Source organism: Filifactor sp. (assembly GCF_057248345.1).
Map to the genome: position 1 here is coordinate 1 of NZ_DBHIIC010000011.1, position 17,258 is coordinate 17,258.

13 protein-coding genes, 1 riboswitch and 1 other annotated feature are annotated in these 17,258 nt (G+C 36.3%); of the genes, 2 read left to right on the plus strand and 11 right to left on the minus strand.

The genetic code is table 11. The features are described 5' to 3' along the window. Positions 1 to 46: 46 nt before the first annotated feature. The 3 genes from ACO5GE_RS03535 to ACO5GE_RS03545 all read right to left on the minus strand — a co-directional run bounded on the left by ACO5GE_RS03535 (position 47) and on the right by ACO5GE_RS03545 (position 3,062). Positions 47 to 520 carry a hypothetical protein gene (locus ACO5GE_RS03535; RefSeq protein ID WP_484829553.1) on the minus strand — a complete coding sequence of 158 codons (474 nt, stop codon included), beginning with the start codon at positions 518 to 520 and terminating at the stop codon, positions 47 to 49. Between the two features lie 65 nt (positions 521 to 585). Continuing rightward, positions 586 to 1,452 carry a YitT family protein gene (locus ACO5GE_RS03540; RefSeq protein ID WP_484829554.1) on the minus strand — a complete coding sequence of 289 codons (867 nt, stop codon included), beginning with the start codon at positions 1,450 to 1,452 and terminating at the stop codon, positions 586 to 588. Between the two features lie 218 nt (positions 1,453 to 1,670). Continuing rightward, positions 1,671 to 3,062 carry a glycine--tRNA ligase gene (locus tag ACO5GE_RS03545; protein ID WP_484829555.1) on the minus strand — a complete coding sequence of 464 codons (1,392 nt, stop codon included), beginning with the start codon at positions 3,060 to 3,062 and terminating at the stop codon, positions 1,671 to 1,673. A gap of 117 nt (positions 3,063 to 3,179) precedes the next feature. Next, positions 3,180 to 3,354 (minus strand) — a binding site (T-box leader). Positions 3,355 to 3,701: 347 nt separating this feature from the next. On the opposite strand from ACO5GE_RS03545, the gene ACO5GE_RS03550 reads away from it, so the two are divergent. After that, on the plus strand, positions 3,702 to 5,198 hold the full coding sequence (locus ACO5GE_RS03550; protein ID WP_484829556.1) for a C69 family dipeptidase: 1,497 nt from the start codon (positions 3,702 to 3,704) through the stop codon (positions 5,196 to 5,198). A 141-nt stretch (positions 5,199 to 5,339) separates the two neighbouring features. On the opposite strand, the gene ACO5GE_RS03555 is transcribed toward ACO5GE_RS03550, so the two are convergent. From ACO5GE_RS03555 to ACO5GE_RS03565, 3 genes are all read right to left on the minus strand, one after another. Continuing rightward, positions 5,340 to 5,954: an ECF transporter S component gene (locus ACO5GE_RS03555; protein WP_484829557.1), complete on the minus strand. Its 615-nt coding sequence runs from the start codon at positions 5,952 to 5,954 to the stop codon at positions 5,340 to 5,342. Between the two features lie 287 nt (positions 5,955 to 6,241). Beyond that, positions 6,242 to 6,360, minus strand: a riboswitch (FMN riboswitch). Positions 6,361 to 6,910: 550 nt separating this feature from the next. Continuing rightward, the gene (locus tag ACO5GE_RS03560) at positions 6,911 to 9,706 is read right to left on the minus strand and encodes a sensor histidine kinase (protein WP_484829558.1); all 2,796 of its coding nucleotides are present in this window, start codon (positions 9,704 to 9,706) and stop codon (positions 6,911 to 6,913) included. Positions 9,707 to 9,886: 180 nt separating this feature from the next. After that, entirely contained in the window at positions 9,887 to 10,606 is a 720-nt protein-coding gene (locus tag ACO5GE_RS03565; RefSeq protein ID WP_484829559.1) for a response regulator transcription factor, read from the minus strand. A 527-nt stretch (positions 10,607 to 11,133) separates the two neighbouring features. On the opposite strand from ACO5GE_RS03565, the gene ACO5GE_RS03570 reads away from it, so the two are divergent. Continuing rightward, a complete protein-coding gene (locus ACO5GE_RS03570; protein WP_484829560.1) occupies positions 11,134 to 11,883 on the plus strand; it encodes a metallophosphoesterase family protein in 750 nt (249 codons plus the stop codon). A gap of 384 nt (positions 11,884 to 12,267) precedes the next feature. Here ACO5GE_RS03570 and ACO5GE_RS03575 read toward each other — a convergent pair whose 3' ends face one another. The 5 genes from ACO5GE_RS03575 to priA all read right to left on the minus strand — a co-directional run bounded on the left by ACO5GE_RS03575 (position 12,268) and on the right by priA (position 17,182). Next, on the minus strand, positions 12,268 to 12,963 hold the full coding sequence (locus tag ACO5GE_RS03575; protein ID WP_484829561.1) for a zinc metallopeptidase: 696 nt from the start codon (positions 12,961 to 12,963) through the stop codon (positions 12,268 to 12,270). Between the two features lie 97 nt (positions 12,964 to 13,060). Further along, entirely contained in the window at positions 13,061 to 14,014 is a 954-nt protein-coding gene (fmt, locus tag ACO5GE_RS03580; RefSeq protein ID WP_484829562.1) for a methionyl-tRNA formyltransferase, read from the minus strand. Between the two features lie 75 nt (positions 14,015 to 14,089). Then, a complete protein-coding gene (gene def, locus ACO5GE_RS03585) occupies positions 14,090 to 14,533 on the minus strand; it encodes a peptide deformylase (protein WP_484829563.1) in 444 nt (147 codons plus the stop codon). A 199-nt stretch (positions 14,534 to 14,732) separates the two neighbouring features. Further along, positions 14,733 to 14,858 carry a hypothetical protein gene (locus ACO5GE_RS03590; protein WP_484829564.1) on the minus strand — a complete coding sequence of 42 codons (126 nt, stop codon included), beginning with the start codon at positions 14,856 to 14,858 and terminating at the stop codon, positions 14,733 to 14,735. Between the two features lie 86 nt (positions 14,859 to 14,944). Next, positions 14,945 to 17,182, minus strand: a complete 2,238-nt coding sequence (gene priA / locus ACO5GE_RS03595; protein ID WP_484829565.1) for a replication restart helicase PriA — start codon at positions 17,180 to 17,182, stop codon at positions 14,945 to 14,947. Positions 17,183 to 17,258: the final 76 nt, after the last annotated feature.

Here is a 17,258-nt window from a genome sequence, read left to right on the forward strand (position 1 = left end):
CTCGCATTAAAAAGCGAGGTTTTTGATATGGTACCCATGATATGAGTTACTCTTCATCCAATTCATCATCCATTTGATTCACTTGATCAATGAGCTCCTTAATCTCCTCATCAGTCACATATTCAATCTTCTTGTATGCAATCCCGTGACCTTTGAGTTTCTCAATCAATAGGTCGGTTGCAAGATCTATCTCTTCTCTTGTACTCGTCAATACAAACTTTTTATAGTAAGTACTTGCATCAAATAGAAATCTTCTTCCAAACATAGCATCCTTTTTCTTTATATTCATAACTCCTACAAAACTGCCATAGCTTCCCATATCGTTTGAGAATGTCACGATTTCTATATCATTCAGACGATATCTTACAGGTATTCCGGCCAACACAACCATTTCATTGCCCTCAATCTCAAAAATATCGTACCTCTTTGAACCTTGACCAAGCACTTTAACAAACATCACTGTGGAAACAATTAGTAAAATAATCGATGCCACTATCATAAGAATCATTGTATGAAACATATCTATTCGCCGTCCTCTTATTTTTATATTCAAAATCCACAAAAATTTCTATCTCCTTAAAAATACTATCTCTTCGGTCTGTTTTCATGATGGTAACTAAACCCTTCCCCAAGCACCTCATTTACAAAACTGATAGAAATAAATGCCAAAGGATCAATCTCTTTCACAAATTGCTTGATTTTAAGGTATTCCTTTCTAGTGACAATTGTGTTGATAATCGTCTTTTCATCATTTGAAAATCCACCTCTTGCATAATAAATGGTTGTTCCCCGAATCAATTCATGGAGAATGTAATCATTGATTTCCCGATTCTTTACACTGTTGATTGTCATATTGATTCTGACATTGAAACCGGCAAGCAATTTATCAATAATCATAGAATTTAGTAAGATACCCAGCAACGCATACAATCCTAATTTAGGTCCAAATATCACACCTGCAAATACAGTAATTGAAAAATCGGATAGAAATAAAGCTTTTCCCATATCTATATTTGTAAACTTATTGATAATTTTAGCGACAATATCTGTTCCACCCGTAGAAGCATTTTGACTGAAAATAAACGCATATCCCAGTCCATTGATTAAGATTCCATATAACAAATTGATTAACAAATCGTCCGTCAACGGTTTAACATGAGGGAAATAGTATTCCAATAATGTGATGAGTCCTGAAATTAAAAAACTGGAGTACATCGTATATCCGCCAAATTCTTTTCCAATAAAGATAAATGCCAAAATAAACAAAATGATGTTGATTAAAATCATGAATCCTCCGGTTGGAAAATTCGGTATCAAAGAATTGATAATCAAAGCAAGTCCCGTTACTCCACCCGTTACCAAACGAGAAGGCACAAGGAAAAAATAAAATCCAAGGGACATAAGCACTGATCCAAGCGTCACTGACAAAAATTTTTTTAAATTTCGTTCCATATCCATCCCTCCAAATTGTATGATGACAAAAATATATTCAATATTATTTTATCACACTATCGTGGATGTAGTGTAACAAAAAAATAACACTTTTATCTTATCATTTCTATCGTTTCATTCAGGTAAAATATTTCTCTAAAAAGAACTTTAAACTTCCCGTAACGTGAAACAGATAGCAGAATTCTCTGCTATCTGTTTTTTTCTCTGCCATTTCTTTCTTAAAATTGTAATGACTCTTCAATATAAGACTTCAATTCTGCAATCGGCATACGAACTTGTTCCATCGTATCACGATTACGAACGGTAACACATTTATCTTCCAAAGAATCAAAATCGAATGTGATACAGAACGGTGTTCCCGCCTCATCGTGACGACGATATCTCTTTCCGATACTTCCCGTTTCATCAAAATCCACATTGAAGTATTTTGCCAAATCTTGGAACAACTCTGTTGCAGGTTCGGACAATTTCTTGGTTAACGGAAGAATTGCTGCCTTAAACGGTGCCAAAGCAGGATGGAAACGCAATACATTTCTAACTGTTCCATCTTCCAATTCTTCTTCATCATACGCATCGATTAAGAATGCCAATGTTACACGATCTGCTCCCAAAGAAGGTTCGATACAGTATGGAATGTATTTTTCATTGGTAGTCGGATCTTGATACTTCATATCTACACCGGAGTGCTCCATATGTTGTTTCAAGTCAAAATCGGTACGGTCTGCAATTCCCCACAACTCTCCCCATCCAAATGGAAATTTGTATTCAAAGTCTGTTGTTGCATTGCTGTAGTGAGATAACTCTTCCGGATCATGGTCTCTCAATCTCAAGTTATCGACTTGAATTCCCAAGCTCAATAAAAAGTTTTTACAATATTCTTTCCAATATTCAAACCATTTCAAATCTTCTCCCGGCGCACAGAAGAATTCTAACTCCATTTGCTCAAACTCTCTTGTTCTGAATGTAAAGTTACCCGGTGTAATTTCGTTACGGAAAGATTTTCCGATTTGCGCAATTCCAAACGGAACTTTCTTACGAGAAGTTCGTTGAACATTTTTGAAGTTGACAAAAATCCCTTGTGCAGTTTCAGGACGCAAGAAAATTTCTGCAGTAGAATCCTCTGTAACTCCTTGGAATGTTTTGAACATCAAGTTGAATTTACGGATTCCTGTATAATCAAACTCTCCACATTCCGGACAAACTATATGATTTTCTTGAATGAATCCTTCCAATTTTTCATTATCCCAACCATCTACATTGATTTCTTCTCCATTGTTTTCTTTGATAAAATCTTCAATAATCTTATCAGCACGAAAACGGGATTTACATTTCTTACAGTCAATCAATGGATCACTGAACCCACCAACGTGTCCGGATGCTACCCAAGTTTGTGGATTCATTAAGATTGCCGCATCTAATCCCACATTGTAAGGACTTTCTTGAACAAACTTCTTCCACCAAGCTTTTTTTACATTGTTTTTGAGTTCCACTCCAAGCGGACCGTAATCCCAAGTATTCGCCAATCCGCCGTACACTTCTGAACCCGGAAATACAAATCCTCTTGATTTAGAAAGAGAAACAATTTTTTCCATTGTTTTTTCTACTGCCATTGTCGTCATCCTTTCTTGTTATCTATAGTTTTCAAATTTATTTTTTGCTGTTTGATTCATACTATCAAAAACTTTTTTCGATAGACATAAAAAACTTCCGTCTCTCAGCAAAAAATGCCAAGGGACGAAAGTATCATTCCGCGGTTCCACCCTTGTTACGCTACACAGCGTCTCTTTCTTTCGAAACACAACTCCAAAGTTCCTTTCAAAATAACATTTTACCGAATTTCCACCATCATCGGTTCTCTTGAAAAAATGGATTATTTCTACTCTTCTTCTTCACCGTTGCAACTTCTATCTGAACTAAATTCTATCATATCCAAAAAAGATTGTAAATTCTTTATCATTGAAATTTTGGAATGTCTGTTGAAAGTTCCTTTTTGAAAAATTTTTCAAGCAGTCGTATCCTATATGACTTATGAAAGAACCATCATAAAGTGAGGTTGTAGTTTTTGAATCTATGGTATAATAAATCTGTAGTGATTGAATTGTATTATCAGTAAATACGCATTGATATCATATGAAAACACATTTTCCTCTTCTTTATAGAAGTTGGGAGAGCAACGGATTTCAAACAGGAAACACAATTCAACCAATATTTTATCAATCAAACAAACTTAGAATAAAGGAGATGATTTTATGGCTTGTACCACACTTCTTGTTGGAAAAAATGCAAGTTATGACGGTTCTACTCTTGTTGCAAGAAACGAAGATTCCGCATCAGGGGTATTTACACCAAAAAAATTTATTGTTGTTCTTCCGGAAGAACAGCCACGCAATTACAAATCTGTACTATCTCATGTTGAGATTCCTCTTCCGGACAATCCAATGCGATATACCGCTATGCCTGACGCACTGGGGGTTGACGGAATTTGGGGAGCTTGTGGAGTAAATGAGAAAAACATCTCCATGACGGCAACCGAAACATTGACTTCTAACGAACGTGTCTTGGGTGCAGATCCATTGGTAAATTTGATTCCGGCACAAGGAAAAGAAGGAGATGAACATTACATTCCCGAGCGTCCCGGCGGAATCGGAGAAGAAGATATCATAACTATCGTACTTCCTTACATCAACTCGGCAAGAGAAGGTGTCTTGCGCTTAGGTTCTTTGCTTGAAACATACGGTACCTATGAAATGAACGGAATTGCTTTCCAAGATGAAGATGAAATATGGTGGCTTGAAACCATTGGAGGACATCACTGGATTGCCAAAAAAGTACCGGATGATTCCTATGTTGTGATGCCAAACCAATTCGGAATCGACTACTTTGATTTAGACGATGCGTTCGGACAACAAACAGAACATCTTTGTTCTTCCGACTTAAGAGAATTCATTTCGGACAATCATCTAAATCTTTCTCTTACAGATTCTTTTAATGCACGGTATGCATTCGGAAGCCATGCAGATTCCGACCATACCTACAACACACCTCGTGCTTGGGTAGTGCAACGATATCTCAATCCTACCACCCATCGTTGGGATGGTGAAAATGCAGACTATCGTCCGGATTCTGACAATCTTTCTTGGTCAAAAGTACCTGAAAAAAAGATTACGATAGAAGAAATCAAATATCTTCTTTCTCACCACTATCAAGGAACAGAGTATGATCCTTACGGTAAACATAACGATCCTCTGAAAAAAGGTTCTTTCCGTCCGATTGGAATCAGCCGTACCAATGTACTCGGACTGGTTCAAATCAGACCGTATATGCCGGACGAAATCAAATCTGTCGAGTGGATTTCATTCGGTTGCAATATGTTCAATGCAATTGTTCCGTTCTATGTAAATATCACAAAAACGCCAACCTATCTGAACAATACAGGCAAAACTGTCACTACGGACAGCTTCTACTGGGCAAACCGATTGGTGGCAGCATTGGCGGATTCTCACTTTGCAACCTGTAATTCTCATATCGAACGATATCAGCTTGCCGTACAATCCAAAGGACATGAGTTGATTCACAAGTATGACAAAGAATTCAAAAATCATCCAAACAACGCAACGTTGCTATGTGAAAAAGCAAACGAAGAAATTGCTGATATGTTGCAAGAAAAAACAAATGATTTGCTGGACAAAGTTCTTTATACTGCAAGTTGTAATATGAAAAACGGATTTGCTCGTTCCGATGCGTAAGTAAAAAACAAGGTCGTCATCTCGACACAAAAAAAACAAAGGTGTTCTCTTTTTGAAAGAGTCCCTTTGTTTTTTCTTTATTTTATCAAAACAACATTTTTTCTTTATTTTTTTTTACTCCATTCTTGTGATAGAAATGGATTATTTCATTTTAATTAAAGGAGATACTTTTTTGTATAGCACTGCTGTCACTACAGAAAGCACTGTTCCCTTGAAGAAGTTGAACGGTCCTATCAAATAAAGTGCAAATGTCCACATTCCTGTGATATTTGAGTTTAGTCCTTGTCCCATTGCAACTAATTGATCTGCTCCACCCATAAAGTTTGCAAAAAATGGAAGTAATACAGTTGCGTTCATCACAATACCTGCTACAGTCATACATAATGTTCCAATGATAAGTGCAATCATTGCTCCTTTTTTGGTATGTGTTCTTTTATACAGATAACTGGAAGTTACAACAAATGCTCCACCTACAATAAAGTTTCCCAATTCTCCGATTCCACCCGTTGCACTTTTTGTTGCAAAGTGTAGGATATTTTTGATAAATTCAATTGTCAATCCGGCAATTGGACCCAATGCAAATCCCCCGATAATTGCAGGCAAATCAGAAAAGTCCATTTTTAGAAACGGTGGAAAAAACGGTACCGGTGTTTCAATGAACATAATAATGTATGCCAATACTCCCAAGATTGAAATTTTAACCATTGCATTTGTAGTAAATGCTCTTCCCTTTGATTTTTTTAGTGTTTGTTCCATTGCAAAATTCCTCCTGTTAAATATGTTTTTGACTGTGTTTCTTGAGAAATTTCTTGTTTTCATTTTTATCTTTGCAAACCGTCGCTGTATTTCAAAAGAAAATGGATTCTATAACCAAGTACAATTCGGTATCTCTTGTTTCCTACAAAATCATTTCCTTCTTTTCCTCTTGTCTATTTGTTACAAGAATAAAAATTTGTCATAAAAAAGCCCGAGAATTCTTCTCGGGCTATCGTTGACACAATGACATAGACATCACAAGCAACATTGTTGTTGTGACATATCTAAGAAATCTTCTCCCATCCAGACTCTACTGTCGGTACCTGAATTGCACAGGTTCAGTTTTTTTCAAAACTCGCGGACTATAACCGCCGGTCGGGAATTGCACCCTGCCCTGAAGAAACATATCATCTAATTTTTTAATACATTTGAATCATACCACTTGTATTATTTTTTGTCAAATGATTTTAGTGATTTTATCGTAGTTTTTGTAAAATAATTTCATTTGATAAATTTTTACAGTAATCATTCCATTAAATGGAATGATTTTCCGCCTCTTCACTGTTGTATCTGTTCCTCAAAAGTCAAAGCCGGTTTTAACTCCATAAGTAATACTCCTTTTTATGTAAAAAAAGCCCTCTCTGTGGTCCGCTGGTAAAAAATTCTACCTTAAACGTAGAGAGGTTCTGTTAAGTAAATTATATCATACACTTGTAAAATGTCAATGAATCCAATGACAGTATAGTGAAGAATGATGAAATACTGATTATTAAAAGTCAAAAGGTAGATTATTTTCACAGATTGGAACTGATATGAATCAGCTTTTATCCGGTAGTCCATCCAATCACAAACAAATGGATGCTCTCTCTTTATGAGAAACTATCCATTTGTTGTAATATGATATGTGAGTTCTGTTCTTTCTTTCCGTTATTGCCCTATGAACTTATCATTTCCTACTATTCTGTTGGAAAGCTTATGAATAATTTGAACAAATCTCCGTCAATTTCAATCTCAAGACTTCCACCTTGCAGTTCTGTCAAGCTTTTTGCAATCGCAAGCCCCAGTCCTGAACCTTCTGTATTTCTTGATTCATCTCCTCGTTTGAATCGTTCCATAATTTCATCGGCATCAAAATTCATTTCATAGGATGAAATATTTTTGAACTTGAATATAATACTCTTGTCCTGTTTTTCAACATCAATATACACTCTCGTATGTTCCAAAGAATATTTGGTAATATTGCTGATGATATTGGAGAATATGCGATAGGTTCTCTGTCCGTCAATCATGCAATAAACAGACTCTTTCGGTAAATTCAAACGAAAGTCCAACTTGCTCGTTTGTATCTTTTCTTCCAATTCTCCCATGGTTTGTCGAAACACGGATACGATATCCAAGCGTTCGGTTTGTAGTTTGATGTTCCCACTACTTGCCTTGCTCGCCTCAAACAAGTCTTCTATCAACACCTTCAATCGTTGTGACTTCTTGTGAATGGTATCGATATATTCTTCCTGTTGTTCCTTGCTCAAATTCGGTTGTTTCAACAAGTCAGAATAGTTGATAATAGAGGTGAGAGGTGTCTTGAGGTCATGTGACACATTTGAAATCAGCTCTGTTTTCATATTTTGACTTCTGACTTCTTCTTCCAATGCTGTCTTAAATCCTGTCTTGATGTGATTCAAATACTGTGCCGTTTTGGAAAAAATTCCGATGTTTTCATCTGCTTGCAAATTGAAGTTCCCTTCGGCAAGTTTCTTGCTATAATTTTGGATATAGGCTAATTGCAACAAGAAACGATATATCCATCGAAATACAAGAACGATATATCCCAGTAGCAAAATCATAGCAATTTCAGTTCGCATTCCAAACAAAACAATCACAACAAATAAGAACACACAGGGGAATAACCATAATCCAATCACTTTCTTTTTGAAAGACCCTTCCAAATCAATTTGTTGCAATTGACGAACTTGAAGATACATTTTTTTGAAAGGTGCTGTCATCATTCTGCAAATATAACAAATGAATCTTCCAAAAATGGAATTTTTAATCAATCCCTCGATGATTCCGCAGTAGTAGATATATTTCAAATAAGTCATATACAAATAGACAAACAGGAGTCCCAAAAATGCTACCATCATGGCATATCCGAAATATTCAAGTGTATTTCCCAAGAGAATTTTGTAAAGCAATGTCAACTCCTTGGAATCATACGTCACATTTTCTATCGAAGTTGCCTGTATTCCAAATAGAAATATTCCACTTACAATCCCCAAGATTCCTGTTGTCACAAATAATTTCAATTCTAAAGGAATGTGGTTGAATTTGGATACAATATTTGCATTTCTCTGTTGTCTGAACGGTACAACTCCTGCAATTAACATCATCAAAAAGATTCCGATTGCCGCCAAACATAAAATAAAGGTTGCCCTCTGTTCCATTATTGCATCATAATAAGAGAAATAGTCATCTGTTTCCAATACCTCCAGTGCACTTTCCGGCACATAGAACGTAACGGAAATTTCTTCTTTCGGAAGTGTTTCTAACTGTTTTACAACTTGATTGATTGTTGCAATCAATTTTTTGTCAGATTCCAACTCTTTTTCATCGTTGACTCTGACAACATTCCCATTCAAATAAAACTCATTGATTTCAAAGCCATCTTCATGATATATACTAAGTATACCTGCTGTGCGGGAACTGCTTTCTGAAACACCATAATTTGGATTTTCAAAGTGAGGAGAATAACTCACATCATACATGGAAGAGACCAACTCATACATTCCGTCCTTTTCCATCATACTTCGTTCATATCTCCCGAATAGATCGTACACTTCTCTTTTGTAGAACGAAATTAGGGAAGGATATTTTGAGTCAATCTTAGAATCAACTAATCTTCCCTTGCTGTCAATCCGAAAGGAAACCGATAGGAGTTTCGGTGTATTCTCTAATGTCTCAATTTCTTTGTTTGTCATATTTGTTTGAATCATATGATTGGAAGAGTCTGTAATATAGTATCTTGATAAAGTGTTTTCCTGACTTTCCGTATTGTTGATTCCATCAGCACCTTCTATCATCATCAAATCATCATATTCCAGTTTGTACCTGCTTGACCGTTGATGATTCATTCGTTGCAATAACAAATCTTTTTGTTCCTGATTCTTATCTACTGCACGAAGTACCTGTCTCTTTTCTAATTTGTTTTTCAAATTAGAATTAAATTCTTGTCTGATAAATTCATCTGTCTTGAGATAACGCTCTAATTTCTGATTGTCAGATCCGTCTATTATCCGAACTCCTAGCGGATAGATTCCTACGATAAGTGTGGAGATTAAGAAAATAACCAAGACTGTACGCCATGAGGACGCAAAAAACTTCTTTTTATCATGTTCTTTCTCTCGTTCTAACTGTAATTTTTTTTCTGTTCTGTAGTGGTACTCCTCTTCTTTCAACTTCTGTTTCTTTACTTGACTTTTGATTCGATATTGTTGCAAAAAAGATAACTCTTCGCCTTGTTCCTCATTTTCAAGGAAATTATCTTCTTCCTCTGATGAGTAAAATGCAATCTCCTCCGATGCTATTTCGGATTCTACCTGCATGATATGTTCTTGTTCAAACTCTTGTGAATTCTCATGTTGCAATGTTTTTTCCTGTGTTTCTTGTTCCATTTCTTTGTCATGCATCTTATCAAAAGACTCTTGCTCTCGTGCCGATTCTTTTTGTTTTTTCTCAAATGTTTCGGAATCCTTCATCTTTATCCCTTCTTTCTGTATCCAAAATTTTCATCCAAAATTTTCCTGTATTTCAACTCTTCAAATGATAACTGCCGTCACATCACATAACTTCCGATTTCTACAAAGTGTTTTGCCGTCATTATGCAACGATGTGTATTATCTTCAAAAACTCATTCCTTCTTATTCCACGAATCACTATCAATCCATATCAGAAGTCGTATTGATTTTTTCAAATTTGTATCCGATTCCCCACACCACTTTGAGGTATCTCGGTTCTTTCGGATTTATTTCTATTTTTTCACGAATTCTTCGAATATGAACGGTCACTGTTTCAGGATTGTAGGCAGGTTCTTTCCAGACCTGTTCGTATATTTCATCAATCGAAAATACTTTTCCCGGGTAACTCATCAGCAACAACATAATTTTGTATTCTAAGGGTGTGATTCTCACTTCTTCTTCATCTACAAAAATCTGTTTTGTCTCTTTGTTCAGTTCAACTCCTCCGATACGGATGCTCTGCTCCGTCTCTTCGCTGTATCTTCCTCCATATCGACTATATCTTCTAAGTACAGAATTAACTCTTGCAATCAACTCCATCGGATTGAAAGGTTTTGTGATATAATCGTCCGCACCGATGTTCAACCCCATAATTTTGTCGGTATACTCAGACTTTGCAGACAATATAATAATCGGTATGATACTTTCTTGGCGAATTAACATCGTGGTATCAATTCCATTTTTCCTCGGCATCATAATATCCATCAATATCAAATCTATTTTTTGGTTGTGAAACAAGTCCAACGCCTCTTGTCCGTCGTGAGCAACCAACACCTTATAATTTTGGCTGTTCAAATACAGTTGAATGGACTTAGCAATTTCAACATCATCATCTACTACTAATATTGTCTCCGTATTCATACAATACCTCCCGGGATTTTTATTACTATCGAAAAAATTTTTTCTTACTTGTTTAAGATATCTATTACAGTTATCTTAACATAGGATTCTTAAAAAACAATCTTACGAAATCTTACAATTTTCTTACAAAATCATATTATTATATGAAACAAGTATACTCTATTTTGTAATGAAATACGAAATCACCGGCTAATCACCGTGTAGCCTAATCTGAAACACATCCAACCTCTTTCATTCCTTAATTGGAAAAAGAGAGCATATCATCGATTCGGATAAAGGAATGGAAGGTATGAATCACAACTCAAAATAACGATACAATCAGACAGTTGAAAGAAAGAATCATATAATTACATCCTTGTATTTAAAATCAGAAGTATTTGTGATAGGATGGAAAGAACAGTTGGTAACTTGTATGTAGGAGTTTCACAAAAAATTTTGCAATCGTTTAAGATGTACTTCGATGGGGAACGCAATTACCGACATTTGATATTTACCGAACTTGCTAAACAAATAACGGAGGACTTACTTTGGACAAAATTGCCATTTTTTCAGATGTACACGGAAACATCCCGGCGCTGGAAGCAATCTTAGAGGATATTGAAGAAAGAGCGATCTCTACTATCTATTGTTTGGGGGACTTTGTCGGAAAAGGGCCAAACCCCAATGAAACCATCGCTCTATGCAAGAAATACTGCACACAATCCGTTTTGGGAAACTGGGATGATTTTTTGCTCTACTCTCCAAAAGATGGTATGCCAATTTCTTGGTATCGACAAGTTATATCAGAAGAAAGCAAAGACTATCTTGCTTCTTTGCCGAAGGTGATTGATTTCTATTTGAGTGGACGTATTGTGCGATTGTTTCATGCACATCCGTTTGATTTATACAAACGACTCTACCAACTGACCAATCAAGAACATATTGATGAAATGTTCCTTTACGAAAGAGATAACCCTGAGTTTGCTATCCAAAAAAATGCAGACATTGTCGGATATGGAGATATTCACTACACATTTCAAAAATCGTTTCAAAAAAAGATATTATTTAATACGGGAAGTGCCGGAAATCCGCTTGACGCTACAACGTCTCCTTATGTTATCTTGCACGGAGAACTCAACAATCCAACTGACGCACCGTTCAGTATGGAGTTTGTAAGAGTTCCTTATGACAACGAACTTGCTGTCAAATATGCCGAGCAGTCTGATATGCCACAAAAAGAGGACTATATTTTTGAAATTAAGACAGGAATCTTTCGTATGTTTCGCAATCAAAAATAAATAAGTCATGATAAAGAGTGATTTTGTTAGTTGGAAATAATTTCACTCTTTTTTGATTACATTGATTTCCCACTTATCTTTTTGTTGATACGACTTAATACCCTATTGATAACTCTACTCTCCTACATTCTATCTCATCCTGTATGATTTTCTTGACAGAGTTGTTTTTCTCTATCATTAAATTTCCATATCTTCTCAATATGTTACAATATTCTTGTTAAACAGTATCACACTATAGGATAATCAAAATACTTAACCATAAATATGAAATAATTGAATTATTCAACATTCTTAGCAATTCATATAAAAGCAAAAAGGATTGGCTTCTATTTTGCCAATCCTTTTTGCTTATTATATTTTTTTAATTGATTTTATTTTGTATTGTTATCTTCGACGATTATTTTGAATATACATCAATCGAAGCAATTGACTCACTGCACTCGCTGCAGCTGCTACATAAGTCAAAGCTGCTGCATCCAAAACAGCTTTACCTCCTCTGATTTCCGATTCGGACAAAATTTGTTCCTGTTTCAATTCTACCAATGCTCTCCTACTCGCATCAAACTCCACCGGTAAGGTGATAATTTGAAATAATACTGCCATGCAAAACATCAAAATTCCTATTGTCAACAAACCGTTCAGAGAAGAAATAACTAGTCCTCCAATAATGAAAAACCAAGCTAAATTACTTGCAACATTTACAACAGGAACGATTTTGTTTCTAAAATCCAACGGAAAATAATGGTGGGCATGTTGAATTGCATGTCCCACTTCATGTGCCGCAATTGCATTGGATGCTACTGTCGTTCCATAATACACTTCATTTGATAATCTCAAAATTCTTGTTCCCGGATTGTAATGATCGGTCAAAGTACCAGGTACCAGCTGTACTTCCACGTTTCGTAAACCGTTTTTATCCAAAATTGCTCGTGCTGTCTGTGCACCTGTATATCCGTTTCTTGTCGGAACACGAAGATATCTCTCATAGGCCGATCTCACTTTATGTTGCGCATATAAAGTTAACAAGATAGACGGAATCAAAAAAATCATTGTTGAATCATAATAAAAATATGGATACATTACTTTCTACCCCCTATATCAGATATCACTTCTTTCCAAGAAAATAATATCATGTTTTCAACTATCCAACTACAATAGATTATATTAAAAAGAGTCGTTATTTATTAGGATAATTTGTAAAAATTTCGCCTTCTTCTATTGTATTTCCAAGTAAATACGCAGTTACTTCCATCCTTTTTTTATTTGGAAATTGCACTTCAAAAATCTTCACATAGACATCACCCGTAGCGACCTTAAGATATTTTTTTGTTACCTCGGAAATAGTTCCGGGAACAACGCCTCTACTCTCTTCTTGACTTGCCTCAGCTTGGAACAATTTTACTTTTTCTCCACGGTAGAAGGTAACGGCAGACGGCCAACCTTCTACCGCACGAATCTGATTTTTAATTTCTCTTGCAGTTTTGCTCCAATCAATGTATCCCATCTCTCTTGTCAACATGGATGCATAACAGGAATCTTCATCATTCTGTTTTTCACGTGGAATGTCCTCCCCATACTGTTCCAAGAGTTCCAATGTCTTGTGCAAAGCAATTTTGCCCGCTGAAGCCAACTTTTGGCTCAAAGTGGATAATGTATCATCTTCCGTTAATTCCACTTCTTCCTTAACCAACATATCTCCTGTATCCAATCCGACGTCCATCATCATTGTGGTAATTCCCGTTTTTTGTTCTCCATGAAGTAATGCAAATTGCATTGGAGCTGCACCACGATACTTCGGTAACAAAGAAGCATGTACATTGATACATCCATATTTTGGTATATCCAACAATTCTTGTGACAGAATTTGTCCATAAGCAGTAACAACAATCACATCAGGCTCCAACGATTTCAAAAGAGCAATACTTTCTGCATCTTTTACCTTTGCCGGTTGATAGACCTCATATCCATACTCTAACGCTTTTTGTTTCACCGGTGTTGAAACCAGTTTTTTTCCTCTCCCCTTCGGTTTGTCCTGTTGAGAGACTACCAAAACGACATCATCTTTTCTATCATGCAAAACTTCCAACGACGCTACTGCAAATTCAGGGGTTCCCATAAAAATTACTCGCATAGTTTCTCCTTCTGTTTCTTATCATCAATACTTTCTTCCTTATCACATACAGCATGATTGTACAAAAATGGCTCTCTATTCTCGTTCTGCAATATCCTTGAACAAAATTCCATTGAGATGATCAATTTCATGGCACAAAGCTCTTGCCAACAGTTCATCTCCTTCGATTCGAATATCTTCCATCTTTTCATTTTTTGCAGTCACGACAACATGGTTTGGTCTCTTGACATCCATATATACTCCTGGGATACTCAAACATCCTTCTTGTCCACATTGTTCGCCGGATTGCTCAACAATTTCCGGATTGATAAATACCATCGGACCTTCTCCCACGTCAATTACAATCACTCTACGCAACACACCCACCTGAGGTGCTGCAAGTCCCACTCCGTCATATTGATACATGGTATCAATCATATCTCCAATCAGTTGCTCAATTCTCGGAGTCATTTCGGTAACAGGTCTGGATACCTTACGAAGTACCTCATCTCCATCAGTACGAACTTCTCTAATCGCCATAATCTATTCCTCTTTTCTACCTTATTCTTACATAAATTTGTTTCCAATAAAATTCCCGTATTCATCATATGGTAACTGTACTGTATTATACCACAAAATACCGTCCTACAATCTTGATACCGTCGTCATCTCTCTTTATAACTTCAGAATTTCTGATATACTGAATTTCCAACTTCCTATTTCGATTGTCATCACTCAATTACATTATGATAGCATAGATTCTAATCTGTTGCTTGCCTATTGCGTATTTCTCACGTACTTCCAATCCTGTTATACAAAGAAAAACACCAATCTCTTTACCACAATCCATATCAGTATGAATCATACTTTTTATCCTGTATTTCTTGCTTTCTAGCGCATTGTTCTATCACCCTTCAGGTTTATAGGATAAAGTTAAATTTCAGTATATTCCTACAAAATATTCTTCGGATTTTTTTCGACAATAACAATACTCTTCTTTGCATACAACACATTTCTTTTTACTGTTTGCAGATACCGAATCATATTTCGAATCACAGTTTCTTCTTCCAAATCTTTTACTTTAATCAACAGATGCCATCTGTATTTCTTTTCCAATCTCTGAATCAAACAAGGTGCCGGCCCCAAGATATCAGATTGTAGATTCTTTTTTTGAAAATAAAAATGTAGAGCCTGTTCCCATCTCTTTGCCGTTTCCGCACTGTCGTCCAACGAAACGGAACTTACCACAATACGAAAAATACGTCCATACGGAGGATAACAAAAAGCCTTTCGAATCGCAAGCTCCTCCTTGTAAAAACCGTCATAATCTCGTTCAACAAGATAATGAAACAGACTGTTTTCCGTTCGATAAGTCTGAATAACAGACTCTCCCCGTTTCTCAAATCTTCCGGCACGTCCTGATACCTGTTCCAACATTTGAAACACTTTTTCACTACCACGATAATCCGGCATATCCATTCCCTGATCCGCTTGTAAAATTCCTACTAATGTCACATTGGGAAAGTTGAGTCCTTTCCCTATCATCTGTGTTCCAATCAGAACATTCGCTTCTCCTCGTTCAAACGACTTCAAATATTGTTCCTGTTGACCTCTCTTCTCTGTGGTATCTTTATCCATGCGAATCACTTTCGCATTTTCAAATTCTTCCTCAATCAATTCTTGAATCTTTTGTGTCCCAAAGGAAATATCTTTCAACACCCCCCCACAATCAGGACAAGTTCTGTCAAACTTCATCTGATAATTGCAGTAGTGACATTTCAATACATTGTTCTCTTTGTGATAAGTCAAGGTAATGTCGCAGTTGGGGCATTTGTGAACATAACCACAGTCTGTACAAGTCAAACTTTTGGAAAATCCTCGCTTATTCAAAAATAACAACACCTGTTCTCCTTTTTCAAGTGTCTCTCGAATCCGAAACGAAAGATATCCGCTGAACATGGAATTGTTCCCATTTCTCAACTCTTCTCTCATATCCACAATGGATATTTCAGGAAGAATTGCACCATTGACACGATTTTCTAAGTTCAAACGAGTCATACTACCGTTTTCACAAGCGTATAACTGTTCAATTGTAGGAGTTGCAGAACCTAATACAACTGTCGCATTTCGAAACTCCCCTAATTTTTTTGCAACTTCTACTGCATCATACCTCGGTGTCATCTCAGAATGATAAGTATCCTCATGACACTCGTCTACAATAATGATTCCTAAATTCCAAAAAGGTACAAACAGTGCCGAACGTGGTCCGATAGCAATGGAACAAGAACCCTGTTTCATCTTATGCCACTGAATTTTTTTCTCTTTTTCCGTTAAAGCACTGTGCAAAAACGCAACTCTATCTCCAAAAATCTTTTGGAATCGTTCTATCATCTGTGGAGTAAGGGAAATTTCGGGTACTAACACAATAGCTTGCTTTCCTTGTTGAAGAGTTCTTCGTATCAATTCAATATAGATTTCCGTTTTACCCGAACCTGTAATTCCATGAATCAAATAGGTTTTTCTTCGACTTTCTGTTGAATGATTCCAAATAGTTTCAATCACATGGCTCTGTTCTTTGCTGAACATGAGATTTGCTGCCGGAATCCACTGCAGTTTTTTTTGTTCAAACTCATTGTGTTCCTGAACAATGACCTTCACAAGTCCCTTTTCTTCCATTTGTTGAATCGCAGAAGAAGGATGAGGTGTAATATCATTTCGAATCTCTTCCCATGATAACTCTCCTACTTGTGACAATCTTTTTGCCAATTCCAACTTAATGTAAGCATTTTTTCTCTGAGATGAAAGATATTCCTTCCATTGTTCCTGTGTTGCTAAAGAAAGGACAGTCTTTGTTTTGTCAAATGTCGCCTTTTCTCCCTTGGGTAAAAACAATCCGACAGCATCTTGAAAAGAACAGAGATACTCCTCTGCAATCCCTTTTGAAATCTCCAATATCGCCTGATCTACAATCGGTGTTTCATCAATACATCGCAATACTTCCTTGTATTCCATATCTTGCGCAGGTGCTTTGTCAATTCCAACCACCATTCCAAGTGCAACCGAACTTCCTTTTCCAAACGGAATCTCCACCCTCTGTCCGATTTGAACACAAGAATCTGCATAATAATCAAATTTTGTATAAATTCCGCTACCTCTGCTTAAAATGGCAACTTCTATCAACTGTTTCAAGCTATCATCCTCTTTATCAATTATCTGTTCTTTATTACTCCTCTGATATTACTCATCTGATTTTCGGCTTCATCCG